The 18833-nt window shown below is 64.8% G+C and carries 17 protein-coding genes and 2 pseudogenes; 4 read left to right on the top strand and 15 right to left on the bottom strand.

The window, feature by feature from the left end:
* Positions 1-28: 28 nt before the first annotated feature.
* Positions 29-1096, bottom strand: a complete 1068-nt coding sequence (locus tag ACQ86E_RS23405; RefSeq protein ID WP_431201999.1) for an alcohol dehydrogenase — start codon at positions 1094-1096, stop codon at positions 29-31.
* Between the two features lie 138 nt (positions 1097-1234).
* A pseudogene (locus ACQ86E_RS23400) lies at positions 1235-2430 on the bottom strand (CaiB/BaiF CoA transferase family protein).
* Between the two features lie 181 nt (positions 2431-2611).
* Between ACQ86E_RS23400 and glgA the strand changes: the two are divergent.
* A pseudogene (gene glgA / locus ACQ86E_RS23395) lies at positions 2612-4030 on the top strand (glycogen synthase GlgA); the annotation flags it as partial.
* Positions 4031-4051: 21 nt separating this feature from the next.
* On the opposite strand, the gene ACQ86E_RS23390 reads toward glgA, so the two are convergent.
* Both ACQ86E_RS23390 and ACQ86E_RS23385 read right to left on the bottom strand, forming a co-directional pair.
* The gene (locus tag ACQ86E_RS23390) at positions 4052-5194 is read right to left on the bottom strand and encodes a patatin-like phospholipase family protein (RefSeq protein ID WP_431201998.1); all 1143 of its coding nucleotides are present in this window, start codon (positions 5192-5194) and stop codon (positions 4052-4054) included.
* 70 nt (positions 5195-5264) lie between these two features.
* On the bottom strand, positions 5265-6089 hold the full coding sequence (locus ACQ86E_RS23385; protein WP_431201997.1) for a 3-hydroxybutyrate dehydrogenase: 825 nt from the start codon (positions 6087-6089) through the stop codon (positions 5265-5267).
* Between the two features lie 186 nt (positions 6090-6275).
* Here ACQ86E_RS23385 and ACQ86E_RS23380 point away from each other — a divergent pair, with 186 nt between their 5' ends.
* The gene (locus tag ACQ86E_RS23380) at positions 6276-7163 is read left to right on the top strand and encodes a LysR family transcriptional regulator (protein WP_431201996.1); all 888 of its coding nucleotides are present in this window, start codon (positions 6276-6278) and stop codon (positions 7161-7163) included.
* Positions 7164-7181: 18 nt separating this feature from the next.
* Here ACQ86E_RS23380 and ACQ86E_RS23375 read toward each other — a convergent pair whose 3' ends face one another.
* Positions 7182-7898: a peroxiredoxin-like family protein gene (locus ACQ86E_RS23375; RefSeq protein WP_431201995.1), complete on the bottom strand. Its 717-nt coding sequence runs from the start codon at positions 7896-7898 to the stop codon at positions 7182-7184.
* Between the two features lie 81 nt (positions 7899-7979).
* Positions 7980-8264, bottom strand: a complete 285-nt coding sequence (locus ACQ86E_RS23370; RefSeq protein WP_431201994.1) for a hypothetical protein — start codon at positions 8262-8264, stop codon at positions 7980-7982.
* A 243-nt stretch (positions 8265-8507) separates the two neighbouring features.
* On the opposite strand from ACQ86E_RS23370, the gene ACQ86E_RS23365 reads away from it, so the two are divergent.
* Complete coding sequence (locus ACQ86E_RS23365) at positions 8508-8987, top strand: cupin domain-containing protein (RefSeq protein WP_431201993.1); 480 nt, start codon at positions 8508-8510, stop codon at positions 8985-8987.
* 100 nt (positions 8988-9087) lie between these two features.
* The gene (locus tag ACQ86E_RS23360) at positions 9088-10290 is read left to right on the top strand and encodes an MFS transporter (protein WP_431201992.1); all 1203 of its coding nucleotides are present in this window, start codon (positions 9088-9090) and stop codon (positions 10288-10290) included.
* On the opposite strand, the gene ccoS is transcribed toward ACQ86E_RS23360, so the two are convergent.
* From ccoS to ACQ86E_RS23315, 9 genes are all read right to left on the bottom strand, one after another.
* The gene (gene ccoS, locus ACQ86E_RS23355) at positions 10287-10454 is read right to left on the bottom strand and encodes a cbb3-type cytochrome oxidase assembly protein CcoS (protein WP_015687698.1); all 168 of its coding nucleotides are present in this window, start codon (positions 10452-10454) and stop codon (positions 10287-10289) included. The two genes, ACQ86E_RS23360 and ccoS, sit on opposite strands and share 4 nt — an antisense overlap.
* A complete protein-coding gene (locus ACQ86E_RS23350) occupies positions 10454-12643 on the bottom strand; it encodes a cation-translocating P-type ATPase (protein ID WP_431201991.1) in 2190 nt (729 codons plus the stop codon). Before ACQ86E_RS23350 ends, ccoS begins: the two co-directional genes overlap by 1 nt.
* 11 nt (positions 12644-12654) lie before the next feature.
* Complete coding sequence (locus tag ACQ86E_RS23345) at positions 12655-13140, bottom strand: FixH family protein (protein WP_431201990.1); 486 nt, start codon at positions 13138-13140, stop codon at positions 12655-12657.
* A gap of 15 nt (positions 13141-13155) precedes the next feature.
* Complete coding sequence (gene ccoG / locus ACQ86E_RS23340; protein WP_431201989.1) at positions 13156-14622, bottom strand: cytochrome c oxidase accessory protein CcoG; 1467 nt, start codon at positions 14620-14622, stop codon at positions 13156-13158.
* 111 nt (positions 14623-14733) lie between these two features.
* The gene (ccoP, locus tag ACQ86E_RS23335) at positions 14734-15609 is read right to left on the bottom strand and encodes a cytochrome-c oxidase, cbb3-type subunit III (protein WP_431201988.1); all 876 of its coding nucleotides are present in this window, start codon (positions 15607-15609) and stop codon (positions 14734-14736) included.
* A 5-nt stretch (positions 15610-15614) separates the two neighbouring features.
* The gene (locus ACQ86E_RS23330; RefSeq protein ID WP_015687703.1) at positions 15615-15779 is read right to left on the bottom strand and encodes a CcoQ/FixQ family Cbb3-type cytochrome c oxidase assembly chaperone; all 165 of its coding nucleotides are present in this window, start codon (positions 15777-15779) and stop codon (positions 15615-15617) included.
* 13 nt (positions 15780-15792) lie between these two features.
* Positions 15793-16527, bottom strand: a complete 735-nt coding sequence (ccoO, locus tag ACQ86E_RS23325; protein ID WP_431201987.1) for a cytochrome-c oxidase, cbb3-type subunit II — start codon at positions 16525-16527, stop codon at positions 15793-15795.
* An 11-nt stretch (positions 16528-16538) separates the two neighbouring features.
* A complete protein-coding gene (gene ccoN / locus ACQ86E_RS23320) occupies positions 16539-18188 on the bottom strand; it encodes a cytochrome-c oxidase, cbb3-type subunit I (RefSeq protein ID WP_431201986.1) in 1650 nt (549 codons plus the stop codon).
* 210 nt (positions 18189-18398) lie between these two features.
* On the bottom strand, positions 18399-18824 hold the full coding sequence (locus ACQ86E_RS23315; protein ID WP_431201985.1) for a CBS domain-containing protein: 426 nt from the start codon (positions 18822-18824) through the stop codon (positions 18399-18401).
* Positions 18825-18833 lie beyond the last annotated feature (9 nt).

Here is an 18833-nt window from a genome sequence, read left to right as displayed (position 1 = left end):
GCTCGCAATGACGGAGGAGAGAAAGTAACTACGGCGTCAGCACCGTGCGCCCGACCACCGCGCCCTGCTGCAACTGCACCAATGCATCGTTGGCCTTGGCAAGCGGTGCCGTCGTCACCGGGATCGGCGGCACCTTCTTGGTGCGGACGAGATCGAGCAGCTCCTGCGTCTCGCGCAGATTGCCGACGTAACTGCCCTGGATCGTCACCGCCTTGATCGGAATCAGCGGCAGTGCCCAGGTCGCACCGCCGCCGAACAGGCCGACGATGACGAGCTTGCCGCCCTTGGCGAGACAGTCGAAGCCGAGCTGCGTGGTGGCGGCGTTGCCGACGAGGTCGATCACGGCGCGGATCGGCCCGCCCGCTTTCATGGCGAGCTGCTCCAGCGCATCCGGCGCCTTGGGATCGACGGTGGCGAGCGCGCCGGCCTTCTCCGCCGCCTCGCGCTTCCTGGCGTCGATATCGAGCATGATCGCACCCTTGCCGCCCATGGCTTTCAGCAGCGACAGCGCCATCAGGCCGAGGCCGCCGGCGCCGAACATCACGATCGGCGTGTCGAAATGCTGCTCGACCTTCTTCAGCGCGCTGTAAGTGGTGACACCCGAGCAGGCGTAGGGCGCGGTCGTGGCAGGATCGAGGCCTTTGAGGTTGAGCAGATAGCGGGGATGCGGCACCAGCATGTGGTCGGAATAGCCGCCGTCGCAATAGACGCCGAGCGAGCGCGGCGTCGCGCACATGTTCTCGTCACCAGCCAGACAAACGGCGCATTTGCCGCAGCCGATCCAGGGATAGACGAGGCCGATGTCGCCAAGCTTCAGATCGCCCTGGTCAGCCGGCTTCACGTCGGGACCGAAGGCCAGGACTTCGCCCACGGTCTCATGGCCCATCGTCAACGGCAGGTTGATGCCGCGGTCCTTCAGCGACAACGGCTTGCGGCCGTGGCCGAGATCATACCCGCCTTCCCAGATGTGAAGGTCGCTATGGCAGACGCCGGCGGCCTTGACCTTGATCAGCACCTGCGTGCCCGACGGCTGCGGCGTCGCCTCGTCAAACTCCTGCAGCGGCGCCTTGAAATCGGCGACCTTGAAACTCTTCATCGGCGTCCTCCCGGCATATTTGTCGTTCTCGCCGCCACCATGCCATGGCCGGCGGGGCGAAACAAATTCGCACCTGTCTAGTTCACGTCGGCCGATGATTGCAAGCCGGCCGGGCGCAAGGCCGTACCGCGCCTTCGATCATCCTTGAGCAGCCGTCTTGTCTGACGGAATTGATGCATCGCCGCCAAGTCCGATCTCCTCGCGCAATTCGTCGGTATGCTCGCCGAGCACGGCCATCGTCTTGCCCGGCGTCGTGTCGGCGCCCGACATCCGGAATGGCAGATTGAGCACCTGAAACGAGCCGCCACCGTCCTGCACCGGCGAGAGCGCCTGCCGGTGCGCGAGCTGCGGATCGGCCAGCGCCTCGGACACGGTGCGATAGGCCGAAGCCGGCACGCCGGCAGCGCCCAATGCGACCAGACATGCGTCCGTCGGGTGCTGCCTCGACCAGGCTTCGACGCCGTCCATCAACTCGGCCCAGTTGTCGCGGCGTGCGGCATAGGTGGAGAAGCGCGCATCGGAGATCCATTCGGGACGTCCGATCACCCCCATCAATCCCTGAAACGTCTTCTCGCTGGCGACCGTGATCATGACATAGCCGCTCGCGGTCTCGGTCGGGCCGAACATCGGGCGCGGCGGCGGCTTCACCGCGAATTGCGAGTTCTGCACCTCAAGCACCGTCAAGGTCAGCATCGTCTCCAGCATGGAGACGTCGATGTGCTGGCCCCGCCCGGTCGAGGTGCGCTGATAGAGCGCAGACGCGATCGCGCCGAAACCGTAGGTGCCGGTGACGACGTCGGCATGATAGATGCCGCAATAGTCCGGGCGGTTGCGGCCGGGCTGGTAGGCGAGATGCGCCATGTCATAGCCGGAGGCGGCATGGATCACCGGCGCGTAGGCCGGCAGTTCGGCCGAGGGACCGCTCTGGCCATAGCCGGAGATCGAGCAGTAGATCAGCTTGGGATTGACCGGGCGCAGGCTGTCGTAGTCCAGCCGCAAGCGGCGCATCACACCGGGACGAAAGTTCTCGACCAGGATGTCCGCGGTGGCGACCAGCCGCCGCACCGCCTCCTTGCCGTCCTCGGACTTGAGGTCGAGCACCACGCTCTTCTTGCCGGCATTGAGCTGGCCGAACACGGTGCTGCAGCCGTTGCGCAGCGGTGGCCGGGTCCGCATCGTCTCGCCGCGTCGGTCTCGATCTTGATGACCTCGGCGCCCATGTCCGCCAGCATTCGCGCGCAATGGGGGCCTGCGATGGTGGTCGAAAAATCCAGCACCCTGAGACCGGCGAAGGCCTTTGTCGTCGTCTCTTCGTGCTTATCTGATAGCTGCATCCCCGGCGGTCCCTTAGGAACAATCGATATTGTCTTTCGTTGGTGCGGCGAGCCTAGAGGGCGGCGGCTGAGTAGGAAAGTCTTTACCGAACGGACGCGTCTTGCGGGTGACCTGGGAATTCCAGGGGCAACTGGACCCGTTCTTGCATAACAGCAAGCGGGATCGGAAGAGGAGCAGCAGTTCTTGAGGGTCTTGTTCGTTACAACCGAGATGGACGACTTCGTCCGCGTTGGCGGACTCGGTGCCGTTTCAGCCGCTCTTCCCAGAGCCCTTCGCCCCTTCGCCGATATACGGATCATGCTCCCCGGCTATCGCGACATCATCGAGCAACTCACGCACATACAGATCGTTGGCCGCTGCCCTGCGTTTGCAGAGATGCCGGCCTGCTCGCTCGGCCGGGCCGCGACCAAGGACGGGCTGCCGGTCTATGTGCTGTTGTGCTCACAACTCTACGACCGGCCCGGCAATCCCTATGGCGATGAGTCCGGGCGCGACTGGCCGGATAACGACATCCGCTTCGCACGCTTCGCCTCGGCAGCCGCTGAGCTTGCCATGGGCAAGCTGGACAAGAATTGGGCAGCGGACCTCGTCCATGCCAACGACTGGCAGGCATCGCTCGTGCCAGCGTACCTTGCCTGGCGCGGGGCCAAGGTCCCGTCGATCCTGACTATCCATAACCTCGCCTATCAGGGCCTCTTCCCGAGGGACTCGCTGCGGCGAATTGGCGTACCCGAGAGCTCTTTCCACATCGACGGCGTCGAGTTCTACGATCAGATGTCGTTCCTCAAGGCCGGACTGGTCTACGCCTCTCATCTCACCACCGTCAGCGGCACCTACGCGCGGGAAATCACCACCACCGAGTTCGGCTGCGGCCTCGAAGGCCTGTTGCAGCTGCGCTCCGACGCGGCCGAGCTGACCGGCATCCTCAACGGCATCGACGAGAGCTGGGACCCGCGCTCCTGCGCCCAGCTCGCCCAGCAGTTCGGCGCCGGCGACTGGGTCGGCAAGAAGGCCAATGCGGATTACGTGCGCAAGCAGTTCGGGCTGGCGGTATCGCGCGGCCCGATGTTCGGCATCGTCGCGCGCCTCGTGCATCAGAAAGGCATCGACCTCGTGCTGGCGGCGGCCGACGAGATCGTCGATGCCGGCGGGCAGATCGTAGTCACCGGCTCCGGCGAACCCGCGCTCGAGCAGGCTCTGGTCGATGCGCATCGCCGCCGCCCCGATGCGATCGGGGTCACGATCGGCTTCAACGATGCCCAGGCGCGGCGCATCTTTGCGGGCAGCGATTTCACATTGATGCCGTCGCGCTTCGAGCCCTGCGGGCTCAGCCAGATGTACGCCCAGCGGTTCGGCTCGCTGCCGATCGGCCACCAGACCGGCGGCCTCGCCGAGACCATCACCGACGGCGAGACCGGCTTCCTGTTCTCGAAGCCCTCGCACGATTCCTTCCTCGGCGGCGTGCGCCGCGCCTTCGAGGCCTTCATGGCGCAAGACCAGCTCGACACCATGCGCCGCAGCGCGATGGGACGCTCGTTCTCCTGGAGCATCTCCGCCGGCAGCTACAACGCGCTGTACCGGAAGCTGGCGTCCGTATAGGGGCGCCTCGCAGACGCAGCCCTATTCCGCGGCCATCGGCATCTCGTCCATATGCTCGTGCAGCACGACGCCTGCGAGCGGATCGAATTCGCCGATCCACGGTTTTCGCGCGAGCACCGACTTCGTGTGGACGTAGCCCGCATTCCAGCGCCGCGTGATCCCCGACGGACTGAAGTCGATGTCCTTGGTATGGGTCTCGCGGTCGAGCTGCGGCGCCAGCAGCCGCACGACGTGCATGCGGGTCGGACAGCCGTAGCTGATCAGCTCCCTCACCGCGGCATCGCTGCGCTCGCTCTCGGGCAGCCGCGCCGCGAGCTGGTTGATGACATGGCGCAGGCGATGGGCTTGCTGCTGGCGCGTGATCTGGCTCGCGATCCGGCTGGAGTACATCACGTCCTTGTGCCTGTTCAGCACCTCCGCCATCGTGGTCGGCTCGGCGCCGACGGGATTCCACAGATGCACGGAGAAGATCAGCGAATCCCTGCGCGGATTGTCGTCGAATACCGCCTCCGTCGGCGTATTCGAGAGAATGCCGCCGTCCCAATAGAGCTCGCCGTCGATGCGCACCGCCGGAAAGGCCGGCGGCAATGCGCCCGAGGCCATCACATGCTTCACCGTGAGTTCGCCGTCGCGGCTGTCGAAATAGCGCATTTCGCTGGTGCCGACGTGAGCCGCACCGACCGTCAGGCGCGGCGCGCAGCGATTGGCCAGGTCGAAATCGACCAGTTCGCTCAGCGTCTTCTCCAGCGGCGTGGTCGAATAGTAACCGGCGTGATCGGCACCCAGCGGATAGGAATCCCCGGCATGCGCGAGCGGATTGGGGCGGAAGAAACCGGGAATGCCGTGAGTCACGGCCGACCAATACGCAAGCTTTTCGTTGAAGCCGGGAAATGCGGCACGCCAATCCCAGGCCGGCTTCTGCTCCATCCGCTTCCAAAACTCCTTCAAGCGCGCGAGGCGGCGCTCCGGGGTGTTACCCGCGATCAGGCTGGCATTGATCGCACCGATCGAGGTGCCGATGATCCAGTCCGGCTCGATGCCGGCCTCGTGCAGCGCCTGGTAGACCCCGGCCTGATACGAGCCGAGCGCGCCGCCTCCCTGAAGCACGAGGACGACCTGACCCGGCAGGTCCCTGCCCTGCATGTTATTCTGCGTGCCGTTCATGGTTCGCTCCTGATCAGCCTGCACTGCCCAGATCTTCGCTGCTGGCAGCGACTTGTTACGCCGGCCCATGTTAATGCGCGGTCCAGCCGCCGTCGACCGGCAGCGCTGCTCCGGTGATCGAAGCTGCCGCATCCGTCGAGAGGAATACCGTGAGCGCGCCGAGTTCCTCGACCGTGGCAAAACGCTTGTTCGGCTGCTGTGCCAGCAGCACGTCACGGATCACCTGATCGCGCGAGATGCCGTGCGCCTTGGCTTGCCCATCGATTTGCGCCTCGACCAGCGGAGTATAGACATAGCCGGGGCAAATGGCGTTGCAGGTGATCCCCTCCTCCGCAGTCTCCAGCGCCGTCACCCTGGTCAAGCCGACGATGCCGTGTTTGGCGGCGACATAGGCCGCCTTGAACGGCGAACCGACGAGGCCGTGCGCCGAGGCAATATTGACGATCCGTCCAAAGCCGTTCTGGCGCATCGCGGGCAGCGCAAGGCGCGTGGTGTGAAACGCCGATGAGAGGTTGATCGCAAGGATCTGGTCCCATTTGTCGACCGGAAACTGGTCGAGCGGCGCAACGTGCTGAATGCCGGCATTGTTGACGAGAATGTCGAGCCGGCCGGATTGCGCCACGATCGCCGCAATCATTTCGGCGATCGATTTCGGCCTCGTCATGTTGGCCGGCGAATAGCCCGCCTTGATACCGAACTCGGCGGCGATCTGCTCACGCGTCCGGCCGATCTCGCTGGCGACGCCAAGGCCGTTCAGCACGATGTCGGCGCCGGACGCCGCGAGCGCGCGCGCGATGCCGAGGCCGATGCCGCTGGTCGATCCGGTGACGAGGGCCACTTTGCCGGCCAGCACGCTAGACGAGGCGGACGATTGCGTCTTGATCGGGATATTCATGATCCAACCCTCTGGGCAAATGGCCGGCGCGACGCCGCGCCGTTGCTGGAGCAAATGTGCGGGATCATCCAATCTTCCGGAAATGCCGGTTGGCTTCCGAGTCCATACGCCCGCGCTATCGCGGCCAGGATGTCATTTCCTGGCCGGATCGAATAAGGTCCCGCCGATCCTGCCGGGAGCCGAACCATGGAAATGCATCAGGTCCGCTATTTCCTCGCGGTCGCGCAGCTGCTCAATTTCACGCGCGCGGCCGAGGAGTGCAACGTAACACAGCCCTCGCTGACGCGAGCGATCAAGCAGCTCGAAGCCGAGCTCGGTGGCGATCTGTTCCGCCGCGAACGGCCGGCGGCGCAGCTGACCGAACTCGGCCAACGCATGCACCCATTGCTGAAACAATGCCATGACGCCGCCGCCGGAGCGCGATCGCTGGCGTCCTCGTTCAAGAGCGGCGAGATCGGCGCGCTGCGTATCGCGCTGACGCATTCGATCGACCTCGCTCTGCTCATTCCGCATCTCAACGAGATCAGGCGGCAGTTCAACCGGCTCGAGCTGCGCTTCCTGCGCGGCTCCAGCCGCGAGGTCGCGGAATTCCTGAAGAAGGGCGAAGCCGAACTCGGCATCGCCGCCGAGATCGACGAGGCCTGGGACCGCCTCGACGTCTGGCCGCTCTTCACCGAGGGTTTCGAGCTCGTCGTCAGCAACGGACATCGGCTTGCCGGCCGCAACTCGATCGAACTGGACGATCTGCGCGCAGAGCAACTGCTGGGCCGGACGTTCTGCGAGCACGCCGGACGCATCTCGGCGAGCCTGCGCGAGCACGGCATCGACGTCGAGCTTGGCCACGAAGTGTCCAGCGAGCACGATCTGATCGAGCTGGTCGAGGCCGATATCGGCGTCGCCATGGTGCCGCACACGTCACCCGTGCCGGAGAAGCTGACGCGCGCGGCGGTCGCCGGGCTGGACGCCCGCCGCACCGTCAGCCTCTACGGCGTGGCCGGCCGGCAACGCACGGCGGTCGCCAACGCGGTGATGCGGATGCTGCGCGGCGCGGACTGGCGGGCGATCGCCGGGTGATCCGAGGACGGCCTGCGGCTAGTTCTCCCTGCCGGCGCTGTCCAACGCGGCAAGCAGGTCGTCGATCTCCATGCGCTTGCGGAAATCAGGATCGACGAAGCGGGCTTTTACGATGCCGTCGCGGCCGACCACGAACACGGCCGGGATCGGCAGCATCCAGCCGTCATTGCCGTGGAATCTCGCCATGTCCTGGTAGGACAACAGGCTCTGGATTTCGGTGCCCAGCCAGATTGCGAGATTGAGCGACAGCGCATAGCCATTGTCGAGGTCGGTCAGGATCGGAAACGGCGCGCCGGAATCGGCCTTGATCTGCCTCGTATATTCCTGCGTCTCAGGCATGATCGCGACGACCCGCCCGCCCATCGCCGCGATGCGGTCCAACGCATGGACCACGGCACGGACATTCAGCCGGCAATAGGGGCACCAGTGACCGCGGAAGAACATCACCGCGACCGGACCGGTCTCGAGCAGCGCAGTCAGCGCGACGAGACGGCCGCTTTCGTCCGGCAGCATGAAGGGCGGCATCGCATCGCCCTGGCGCGGCGCGGTCTCGCCACCGCCGTTCCCGCCCAATCGCGCCACCAGGCGATCAACCGCCTCGCCATAGGCCGGGAAGACCTCGCGGCTGGCGTCGGCATAGGCACGGAGCTGTTCGTTCAGCGTGCCCTCCATGTCCCGGCAGCGCTGGAAGGCAGACCTGAGCCGCTCGGCGTCGGCTGGCGAGAGTGACGTCATCTTCCGCTCCGGCATTCTTGAGACGAATACTAGTTTCGCGGCTCGGCCGCCCGCAAGGGCGGCCACCAGGCCGGGACGCGCTCAGTTCACGTAGAAATTGCCGGTCGGATCGAGCCGCCCGGAAGTGGAGTACAGCGATCCGTTGTCCATGAAGAAGACGGTATTGTCAGGCACCTTCTTCGCGTTCTTCATCATGGCCTCGTGGTTCTTCTCGGCGGGGGCCATGGCCATCGCCGACATCTTGCCGGGGCCGCCATAGACATAGGCCATGCCGGCCTTGAAGTCCCAGGTCGCTTCCGAGAAAGCGGATGTCGCGATGACCGCGAACGCGGCGGTGGCAAGCAAGGTCCTGGACACTTTCGTCATGAGATGCTCCTCCGAATTGACGTGAACGCCCGCCAATCGGGCGCGCCCCGACATCGAGCATCGGAAATTGCCGATGAGGAAATGCCGATCCCCAATCGGTTCGATAGCCGCCGCCTATCGCGCCGCCATAGCATGGCGCTATCGCACCGAAAGCGAAACGGCATTTCAGCACGGGCGCGCTCTCGACGAAGCTCCTGCCATAGCCGGCGACCAGCGAGGTTGCGGCCAACAGAGGAGACTTCCATGTCTAGGCATCACACATTGTCGCGCGTGGTTTGGACGGGCCTTGCGGTTCTCGGCGGGCTGACATTCGCAACGCCGGTCTTCGCGGGCGAATGCCCGGCCGACAAGATCAAGTCGAACGCGCGGCAGATGGTGGATACCAAGCCTGTCGGCGTTACCGACACCACGCTCGGCGCGATCGACCTCGGCAAGCAGCCGGCGCATATCGAAGGCCGCGAGCTGCGCTTCCGCAAGCTGACCATCGAGCCCGGCGGCATCGTGCCCTGGCACAGCCATGACGACCGCCCGGCGCTGATCTTCGTGCAGCAGGGCGAGATCGTCGAATACGCCTCCAACTGCGTCGACCCGATCGTGCACAAGGCCGGCGACCTCCGTTCCGAAACGTTCGGCACTGCGCACTGGTGGAAGAACCTCGGCAAGGAAACGGTCATTCTCTATGTCGGCGACGTCCGCAAGGACCCCAACGACCACCACATGTGACGCGCGCACGTGGCCCCAGTGCACGCGTGACTGAATGTGGTGCCCGGGATCCCCATGCCGCCCGCATGCCGGGCGCCACATCTCACAGGAGAAGCACGCCATGACCGATCTATCCGCAATCGTCAGGCAGGGCGCGATGACGACGGACGGGCATTCCGCGGGAGTCGCGCGGCGCTCGCTCGTGATCGGCCTCACCGCATTCCTGACCGTCGTCGACCTGTTCGCGACGCAGGCGATCCTGCCTTCGCTGACGCGCCACTATGGCGTCACGCCTGCAGCTATGGGGTTTGCCGTCAACGCCAGCACCTTCGGCATGGCGACAGCCAGCCTCGTCGTCGGCTTCTTCAGCCCGCGCATCAACCGGCGGACCGGCATCCTGCTCAGCCTCACGCTTCTGGCGATCCCCACCAGCCTGCTGGCGTCGGCGCCGGACCTGGCGGTCTTCACCGCCTTGCGGGTGGCGCAGGGCCTGTGCATGGCGTCCGCCTTCGCGCTCACCCTCGCCTATCTCGGCGAGCAATGCAGCGCCATGGATGCAGGCGGCGCGTTTGCGGCCTATATCACCGGCAATGTCGCCAGCAACCTCGTCGGCCGCTTGGTCTCGGCGGCAGTTACCGACAGCCTTGGCCTCGCCTGGAATTTCTATGCATTTGCGGGCCTCAATCTGGCCGGCGCGGCACTGGTCTATGTCACCGTCAAGCGCGTGCCGCCGATGCATACGGTGATTCCGGCGGAATCGCCGCTGACCGACACGATCACGCACTGGCGCGATCCGCAGCTCTGCGCCGCCTTCGGCATCGGCTTCTGCATCCTGTTCGCCTTCATCGGCACCTTCACATTCGTTAATTTCGTGCTGGTCCGGCCGCCGCTGTCGCTCGGCATGATGGACCTCGGCCTTGTCTATTTCGTTTTCCTGCCGTCGGTGGTCACGACCTTGCTGGCCGGCAAGGTGGCCTCACGCCTCGGAACGCGGCCGACGATCTGGGGCTCGCTCGCTGTCGCTGGCCTCGGCCTGCCGCTGTTGCTGGCATCGCATCTCGGCGAGGTACTCATTGGCATGGTCCTGGTCGGTGTCGGGACTTTCTTCGCACAGGCCGCGGCCACGGGCTTCGTCGGACAGGCCGCCGCCGGAAACCGCGGCACCGCCAGCGGCATCTATCTCGCCTGCTATTTCTGTGGTGGGCTCGTCGGCACGGCCGTGCTCGGACGTCTGTTCGATGCCTTCGGCTGGTCCGTCTGCATCGCCGGCATCGGCGCAGCCCTCGCGGCCGCAGCCCTGCTCACGCTCAAATTGAAGCGTTAACGCTTGACCGGCGCTTCCTGCGGCGGCTCGTCGTCGGCGATGGCACGCCAGGCGGCGCCGTCGAGATCGTCGTACTGGCCGCTTCGCAACGACCAGAGGAAGGCGGCGAGGCCGGCGAGACCGAGCATCAGCGCGAGCGGAACCAGGATGACCAGGATCTCCATTACACGATCTCTCGCGTGCGGCTGCGAGCCCGCAGCGAATTCAACATGACCAGGATCGAGGATCCGCTCATCGCGGCCGCGGCGATCAGGGGCGTCACTACGCCGCTGATCGCGACCGGCACGGCGAGGACATTATAGCCGATCGCGAGCCAGAGATTCTGCCGCATCAGATGCAGCGCCTTGCGCGAAGCGTCGATGGCGGCGACGACAGGGGCCAGCGGCCGGCCGAGGAAGACCAGATCGGCGGTGGCCTGACTGAGATGAGCGGCCGAGATCGGCGACATCGAGACATGGGCCGCCGCCAGCGAAGGCGCGTCGTTCATGCCGTCTCCGACCATCAGCACCTTCGCGCCGCGCCGCTTCAACTCCTCGATCCGCGCAATCTTGTCGGCGGGCGTCACACCTGCGCGCCATTCGGGAACGCCGAGCGCATGCGCTGCCGCCTTCACCGCCGGCTCGCGGTCTCCGGAGAGAATCTCAATGCCGATGTTGCGCGCCTTCAGCGCCGCAATCACGGCCTGCGCGTCCGGCCGCAGGCCCTGACGCACCGACAGGATGAATTTTTCGGGCCCCTTGCTGAAGGCGACGATCGAGGCTTCGGGATCGAGATCGGCGCCGCCGACCAACGCTTCCGCGCCGCAGAAGGACGGCCGACCGAGACGGATCTCGACGCCGTCCAGAGTTGCGCGCACGCCTTGCCCGGCCTCTTCGACTGCACCGACAACAGGCGATTTCGCGCCGGCGGCCTTCGCGACCGCGGCGGCCACCGGATGATGGCTCGACAGCGCGAGCCGGCCGGCGAGATCGAAGATGCCGGCGGGAATGCCGGCCGCGTTCGTGACTTCGAGATTCGGCAGCGTCAGCGTGCCGGTCTTGTCGAAGATGACGTGATCGGCCTCGGCGAGGCGCTCGATGGCATCGCCCGAATTGAGCAGCACGCCGGACTTGAACATCGCGCCCGAGGCGATCGTCTGCACGGTCGGGATGGCAAGGCCGAGCGCGCAGGGACAGGTGATGATCAGCACGGCAACGCCGGTCACGATCGCATCGTGCCAGGACGCACCGGCGATCACCCAGCCCAGAATGGTGATGAGCGCGGTCGCATGCACCACCGGCGCGTAGAGCCGCGAAGCGCGGTCGGCGAGCCGCATGTAGCGCGAGCGCGCCTGCAGCGCATTGTCGAGCAGCCGCGTGATCTCGGCGAGCAGCGTTGCCTCCGACGCCGCTGAGACCCGCACCCGCAGCGTGCCGGAGATGTTCATCGATCCGGCATAGACCGGCGTGCCCTGCTCCGCGGTGACATAGAGCGTCTCGCCGGTGATCAGGCTCTGGTCGATCTCGGAACGCCCCTCGATCACGCTGCCGTCGACGGCGCAGCGCTCGCCGGGCCGCAGCAGAACGATGTCGCCGGGATGGATCGCGGCGACCGGGACCTGGGAGATCTCGTCAGGCCCGACGAACTTGGCCGCGGTCTCCGCCTTGAGCGCGGCGAGATTGCCGGCAACAGCCCGCGTCCGCCGCCGCATGTTCTGGTCGAGGAAGCGGCCGACCAGCAGGAACGTCAGCAGCATGATCGCCGCATCGAAATACGCATGCTCGGCATGGTGGATGGTCTCGACCACCGACATGCCGAGCGCGAGGATCACGCCGATCGAGATCGGCACGTCCATGTTGGTCGTCTTGGCCGACAGTGCGCGCCAGGCCGAACGGAAGAACGGCTGGCCGGCATAGGCCGCCGCCGGCAGCGCAATCAGCGCCGAGAGCCAGTGGAAGAAGTCGCGCTGCTCGGGAAGCATGTCCGAGACGTTGCCCGACCATACCGGGATCGACAGCATCATCACGTTCATGGTGGCGAAAGCGGCGACGCCGAGGCAGCGCAGCAGAAAGCGGGATTCGGCGACCTCGGCCACTTCCGCGCTTTCGGTCTCGTAGGGATAGGCCTTGTAGCCGAGCTCCTCGAGGCGGTCGATGAAGCGGGCCGGATCGAGCGTGCCCGCCTTCCATTCCAGCGCGACGCGGCGGTCGGTGAGGTTCACGCGCGCCAGCGTGACGTCGGGCATCGCCGACAGCCCGCGCTCGATCTTGGCCATGCAGCCGGCGCAGTGAACGCCCTCGACCGCGAGATCGATGTGCTGGACGCCCTCGCCCGCGGCGCGGACGTAATGCGAAAAATCCCGCGTGACGTGCATAACGATGTCCTTCAGTTCAGGATCACGCGATTGCGCGACATGAACACGCGCGTGCCGCGCGACTCGCCCTCGATCACCAGCTCCCACTGCCCTGGCGCGACGGCGGCGGCATTGCCGCGATAGATGCCGATGCCGGCTTCGGTGAGTTCGACCTGGAGATCGGCGCGCTTGTCGGTCGGTCGCTCGAGGCGTCCGCCGAATTTCAAGCCGGTCAGTGGCCGACCGCTGGCGTCACGCGCATCGATCCGAAGCGCGGCGCCGCCATCGGCGTGGCGCTCGATGTGAGCGTCGACCTGCCATTTGCGCGCGGCCTGGTCCTGCGCCGCCGAGATCTCGCGGTCGTAGGTGAGGCCCGCGGCATAGGGGCTGTCGACATCGGTGCCGGGCAGCGTCGCGATCGCGAGCTTCATCATGGTCACATTGACGCCGATCACGACGCCGAAGAAGGCGACCAGCATCAGGAACACCTTGGTTCCGGTCAGCGGCTTGGTTGCCATAGCAGTCTCCTGGTCCTACGGCGCGACGAAATTGTCGGTGGCGCTGGCAGCTTCGCCAAGGCCGATATCGGTAACGTGGAAGCGAACCGGAATCGACTTCTCCGGATTGCTCTCCGCCGGCGCGGTGATGAGCAGGCGCAGTTCGCTGGTGGAATCGCGGGGAATGACGATCATCGGCCGATCCGGCGTCACCGAATCGGCGCCGACGACGTGGATGGTCAAGTTGGCGGGACCGCTGGCGTCGATCGCGATGACGCGGTCGTAGCCGCTCTTGTTGAGCAGCCGCACCGTATAGGCGTTGCGGATCGAGCCGTCGCTGAGCTTGACCGCGACCGGGTTGCGGTCGTGCAGCACGTTGACGTCGAGCAGGCTGCGGGTTGCGAGCGTATAGATCATGAAACCGCCGACGGCCGCAATGATCGCGCTGTAGACCACGGTTCGAGCGCGCACGATCTTGTAGACCGGTGCCTTGCCTTCCTGGCGGCGGTGGATGTTGATGTCGTTGTCGTAGCCGATCAGTCGCTTCGGCCGGCCGATCTTCGTCATCACGTTGTCGCAGGCGTCGATGCAGAGCCCGCACTGGATGCATTCGAGCTGCGGCCCGTTGCGGATGTCGATGCCGGTCGGGCAGACCGCGACGCATTGATAGCAGTCGACGCAATCGCCGACCTGCTCGCCCCGGGCGCGCAGCTCGGCCGCCTTCTTGACCGAAGTGCGCTTCTCGCCGCGATCGTAGCGGTAGGTGACGTTGAGCGCCCATTCGTCGGTGAGCGCGGCCTGGATCCGCGGCCAGGGACACATGTAGGTGCAGACCTGCTCGCGCATGTAGCCGGCCAGCAGATAGGTCGTCGCGGTGAGGATGCCGATCCAGATATAGGCGATCATCGGCCCCTGGAAGGTGACGAGGTCCTTCACCAGCGTCGGCGCGTCGTAGAAATAGAGCACCCAGGCGCCGCCGGTCCACCAGGCGATCATGAGCCAGATCGAGTGCTTGAGCACGATCTCGGAGATCCGCTCGAGCTTCATCGGGTCGGACGACTTGTCCTTCTTCATCCGCTCGCGCCGGTCGCCTTCGATCAGGCGCTCGACCGCGTAGAACAAATCGGTCCACACCGTCTGCGGGCAGAGATAGCCGCACCAGATGCGGCCGCCGACCGAGTTCATCAGGAACAGCGCGATCGCCGCGACGATCAGCAGGCCGGTGAAGTAGTAGACCTCCTGCGGCCATAGCTCGATGAAGAAGAAGTAGAAGCGGCTGTTGGGAAGATCGATCAGCACGGCTTGGTCGGGAGCACCGAGGCCGCGGTTCCAGCGCACGAAGGGCAGGAAGTAGTAGATGCCGAGGCAGACCGCCATCAGGCCCCATTTGATCCGGCGGAAGGTCCCCGAGACGCTCTGGGGATAGACCTTCTTCTGGGCTACGTAGAGCGGCCCGTTGTCGTCGTCGGATGTGAGGTCTTTGGGGTTCACGGTCTTGTTCATCGCCAGGAACTTCTCGAAAAGGTGCGATTAAACCTAGACCCGACACCGCCGTGTCAGTTGATCCAGCGCAAACGAGGGCGATTTTGTTCGCCCCCGCTTTTGGTCAATCGGCTATTTTCCGCCGCCCAGCGAGTGGACGTAGACCGCCATCGCCTTGATCGTGGCGGGATCGAGCCGGCCTTCCCAGGCCGGCATGACGCCGGCGCGGCCCTGGCTGATGGTCTCGATCAGGGTTGCCTCGTCCGAGCCGTAGAGCCAGATCTTGTCGGTCAGGTTCGGTGCGCCCATCTCCTGGTTGCCCTTGCCGCCGTCGCCGTGGCAGGCGACGCAATTCTCCGCGAAGATCTTCTCGCCCTTGGCCGCGTCATAGCCCTTGCGGGTCGGAAGGCCCGACAAGGCGCGGACATAGTTGGCGACCGTGACGATCTCGTCCGGCTTCAGAACGCCGTCCTTGCCGAAGGCGAGCATCTGCCCCTCATGCGCCTTGGCGTGGCCCGAGCGCGCGCCGAACTGGATGGTCTGCATGATCTGGTCGAGCGTGCCGCCCCACAGCCAGTCGTCATCGTTCAGGTTCGGGTAGCCCTTGGCACCGGCGGCGCCGGAGCCGTGGCACGGTGCGCAATTGTCGCCGAACACGGTCTTGCCCTTGGCCCGGGCAAGCGCCAGCAAGGCCGGGTCCTTCTCGATGTCGGCGAGCGAAGCCGCACCGAGGGCCACCATCTTGTCGCCCCTGATCTTGTCGAGGTTGGCGAGCTCGACCGCAACGTCTGCGCGCGACGAATAGCCGAACAGGCCGGTGGTGTTGCTGGCGACCAGCGGCCAGGCCGGATAGACGATCCAGTAACCGATCGCCCAGACGATGGTGAGGTAGAAAGTGATGACCCACCAGCGCGGCAGCGGCGTGTTGAGCTCCTTGATGCCGTCCCACTCGTGCCCGGTCGTAGACCTGCCGGTGACGGAATCGACTTCACTATGATGATCGGTCATGTCTTTTACTCCTCCCGCAACGGCAGGTGCGCCGCTTCGTCGAACGCAGCCTTGTTACGGGGCCAGAATGCGTAGGCGATGATCGCGAGAAAGATCGCGACGAACACCGGCGTCCAGATCGTGGTCACGAGACCGGACGCGAGATTGTCGAGTGTCAGGATGGCTTTCATCGTTCGTGCCTTCTCAGCGAAGATTGGCTTTCTCGTTGTAGATCTTGAAGTCGACCAGCGTGCCGAGCATCTGCAGGTACGCGATCAGCGCATCCATCTCGGTCGGCGTCCCGGTCTTGCCGTCAAAGTTGCGCACGACGGCCTTGGCGTAGCGCTTGGTGAAGGCGTCGGAGCCGGCGTTGTCCGGATCGGCCTGGGCCTTCATGTCGGCGCCCGCGTTGGCGATCTGGTCGTCGGTATAGGGCACGCCGACCGTCCGCAGCGTCCGCATGTGATCGGCGATCGTATCCGGATCGACTTCCGTCTGAGCCAGGAAGGGATAGCCCGGCATCACCGATTGCGGCACGATCGCGCGCGGGTTGGTCAGATGGGTGACGTGCCAGTCGTCGGAATATTTGGCGCCGACGCGGGCAAGGTCGGGACCGGTGCGCTTCGAGCCCCACTGGAACGGGTGGTCGAACATGCTCTCGGCGGCGAGCGAGAAGTGGCCGTAGCGCTCGACCTCGTCGCGCAGCGGCCGGATCATCTGCGAATGGCAGAGATAGCAGCCCTCGCGGACGTAGACGTTGCGTCCGGCGAGTTCCAGCGGCGTGTAGGGCCTGACCCCGTCGACCACCTCGATCGTGCTCTTGAGATAGAACAGCGGGGTGATTTCGACGAGACCGCCGATCGCGACCACCAGCAGGATGCCGACGACCAGGATGATCGAGTTCTTTTCGAAGATTTGGTGGCGTGTCCAGAACGACATTGTGGAGCTCCTCATTCCGCCGGCTGAAGAGCGACGGGCATCTGGACTTCCGCTTCGCCGACGCGAACGGTCATCCAGAGATTATAGGCCATGATCAGCGCGCCGATCAGGAACAGCCCGCCGCCGGCGGCGCGGATGATGTAGAAGGGGTGCATCGCCTCGACGGTCTCGATGAAGGAATATTCGAGGAAGCCGAGCGAGGTATAGGCGCGCCACATCAGGCCCTGGAGGATGCCGGACACCCACATCGCCGAGATGTAGAGAACGATGCCGAGGGTGGCGATCCAGAAGTGCCAGTTGACGAGCTTGAGGCTGTAGAGCCCCTTGCGATTCCAGACCCACGGCACCAGGCAGTACAGCGCACCAAAGGAGACGAAGCCGACCCAGCCGAGCGCGCCGGAATGCACGTGGCCGATGGTCCAGTCGGTGTAGTGGCTGAGCGAGTTGACCACCTTGATCGACATCATCGGGCCTTCGAAGGTCGACATGCCGTAGAAGGCGACGGAGACGACCAGCATGCGCAGCACGGGGTCGGTGCGCAGCTTGTCCCAGGCGCCCGACAGCGTCATCAGGCCGTTGATCATGCCGCCCCAGGAGGGCATCCACAGCATGATCGAGAAAGTCATGCCGAGTGTCTGCGTCCAGTCAGGCAGCGCCGTGTAGTGCAGATGATGCGGACCTGCCCAGATGTAGAGGAAGATCAGCGCCCAGAAATGAATGATCGAAAGCCGGTAGGAATAGATCGGCCGCTCGGCGCGCTTGGGGATGAAGTAGTACATGATGGCGAGGAAGCCGGCGGTCAGGAAGAAACCCACCGCGTTGTGGCCGTACCACCACTGGAACATGGCGTCCTGGATGCCGCCCCAGGCGATGTAGGACTTCGAGCCGAACACCGAAACGGGAAGCGCCGGATTGTTGCCGAGATGCAGGACCGCGATCGTCACGATGAAGGCGAGATAGAACCAGTTCGCGACGAAGATGTGCGGTTCCTTGCGCTTGATGATGGTCGCAAGGAATACGAGCAGATAGGTCACCCAGACGATGGTCAGCCAGAGGTCGGCATACCATTCCGGCTCGGCATATTCCTTGGACTGCGTCACGCCGAGCAGATAGCCGGTGCCGGCGATCAGGATGAAGAAATTGTAGCCGAGCACGACGAACCAGGGTGCCAGATAGCCCGCCATCCGCACATGGCAGCTCTTCTGCACCACGTAGAAGGATGTCGCGATCAGGACGTTGCCGCCAAAGGCGAAGATCACCGCCGACGTGTGCAGCGGCCGCAACCGGCCGAACTGGATCCAGGGTAGATCGAAGTTCAGCGCGGGCCAGGCCAGCTGCGAGGCGATGATGAGGCCGACCAGGAAGCCGGCAATGCCCCAGAACATCGCCATGAAGGACGAAAACTTGATCGGCCCCATGTTGTAGTTGGGCCGGCCATTGATCTCCGCGGGCGGCAGCACCGCCGGGCGGTCGTAGTAATTATTGATGACGAAGAACACCGCAGCGATGCTTGCCGCCGCGCCGAGCGCGGCGTGGAAGGCGAAGGGCGCGTCCAGCGCCTTGGCTGCGGCGATCACGCAAAGGAAGGCGGTGACTGCGAACACGACAGCCAGGCCGCTTTCACCGATGGTCATGGATTTGGAGATGGAGGGCTGGCTCATGCGGATTCTCTCTGAAGAACACGGGGCCAGAAACCACATTCACCCTCGCGGGGAATTGATTGAAATCAAGACAGATGGATTTCTGTTAATGTGAGCGCGAGAAAAATCGGAAAACGATGTCAATTGCTTGCACCGCGCACCGCGCACGGCAAGGCGTCGCCTCCGTGGAAACACGGAGGCCCCGGTCGCGGGATCCATGGACGATTCTGTTCAGTCGCGCGCGGTCGCCTTGAGCGCCTTGATGACGTCCTCGCGGGCGATGATCCCGACCAGCTTCTGCGCGCCGTCGAGCACGATGATGCTCCTGATGCGGTGCTCGACCATGATCTGGAGCACCCGCGTCAACCTCGTGTCGGGGCTGACATAGATGAACTCCGGCGTCATGACGTCCCCGACCTTGCGGCTCATCAGGTCGGGATAGCGCGGCAGCATCTGGCTCGGCGTGAAGGCGAAGCACTTCAGGATGTCGAATTTGGTGACGATGCCGACCACCTGCCCGTCGTCTTCGACCGGGTAGCTGTTGAAATCGTCGTCCTCGAACATCTCGCTGAGCGCGAGCATATCGAGGTCGCGCTGAACCGTCTTGACGTTGTGCGTCATGTAACCGTCGACGGTCTGCTCGAGAAACTTGTACACGGCGCGTCC

Origin of the sequence: Bradyrhizobium betae (assembly GCF_050632175.1) — a bacterium.
In the GTDB taxonomy this organism is placed as follows: Bacteria; Pseudomonadota; Alphaproteobacteria; order Rhizobiales; family Xanthobacteraceae; genus Bradyrhizobium; species Bradyrhizobium betae_B.
Note: the sequence above shows the minus strand (reverse complement) of the source record. Positions and strands in the feature narration are given on the sequence as shown.

Bases quoted from the DNA above. Each gene is read 5' to 3' on its own strand.
- ACQ86E_RS23365 (WP_431201993.1), top strand. From the start codon at position 8,508: ATGTCTAGGCATCACACATTGTCGCGCGTGGTTTGGACGGGCCTTGCG.
- ACQ86E_RS23375 (WP_431201995.1), bottom strand. From the start codon at position 7,898: ATGACGTCACTCTCGCCAGCCGACGCCGAGCGGCTCAGGTCTGCCTTC.
- ACQ86E_RS23345 (WP_431201990.1), bottom strand. From the start codon at position 13,140: ATGGCAACCAAGCCGCTGACCGGAACCAAGGTGTTCCTGATGCTGGTC.
- ACQ86E_RS23405 (WP_431201999.1), bottom strand. From the start codon at position 1,096: ATGAAGAGTTTCAAGGTCGCCGATTTCAAGGCGCCGCTGCAGGAGTTT.
- ccoS (WP_015687698.1), bottom strand. From the start codon at position 10,454: ATGGAGATCCTGGTCATCCTGGTTCCGCTCGCGCTGATGCTCGGTCTC.
- ACQ86E_RS23370 (WP_431201994.1), bottom strand. From the start codon at position 8,264: ATGACGAAAGTGTCCAGGACCTTGCTTGCCACCGCCGCGTTCGCGGTC.
- ACQ86E_RS23350 (WP_431201991.1), bottom strand. From the start codon at position 12,643: ATGCACGTCACGCGGGATTTTTCGCATTACGTCCGCGCCGCGGGCGAG.
- ACQ86E_RS23390 (WP_431201998.1), bottom strand. From the start codon at position 5,194: ATGAACGGCACGCAGAATAACATGCAGGGCAGGGACCTGCCGGGTCAG.
- ACQ86E_RS23385 (WP_431201997.1), bottom strand. From the start codon at position 6,089: ATGAATATCCCGATCAAGACGCAATCGTCCGCCTCGTCTAGCGTGCTG.
- ACQ86E_RS23380 (WP_431201996.1), top strand. From the start codon at position 6,276: ATGGAAATGCATCAGGTCCGCTATTTCCTCGCGGTCGCGCAGCTGCTC.
- ccoG (WP_431201989.1), bottom strand. From the start codon at position 14,622: ATGAACAAGACCGTGAACCCCAAAGACCTCACATCCGACGACGACAAC.
- ccoO (WP_431201987.1), bottom strand. From the start codon at position 16,527: ATGTCGTTCTGGACACGCCACCAAATCTTCGAAAAGAACTCGATCATC.
- ccoP (WP_431201988.1), bottom strand. From the start codon at position 15,609: ATGACCGATCATCATAGTGAAGTCGATTCCGTCACCGGCAGGTCTACG.
- ccoN (WP_431201986.1), bottom strand. From the start codon at position 18,188: ATGAGCCAGCCCTCCATCTCCAAATCCATGACCATCGGTGAAAGCGGC.
- ACQ86E_RS23360 (WP_431201992.1), top strand. From the start codon at position 9,088: ATGACCGATCTATCCGCAATCGTCAGGCAGGGCGCGATGACGACGGAC.
- ACQ86E_RS23330 (WP_015687703.1), bottom strand. From the start codon at position 15,779: ATGAAAGCCATCCTGACACTCGACAATCTCGCGTCCGGTCTCGTGACC.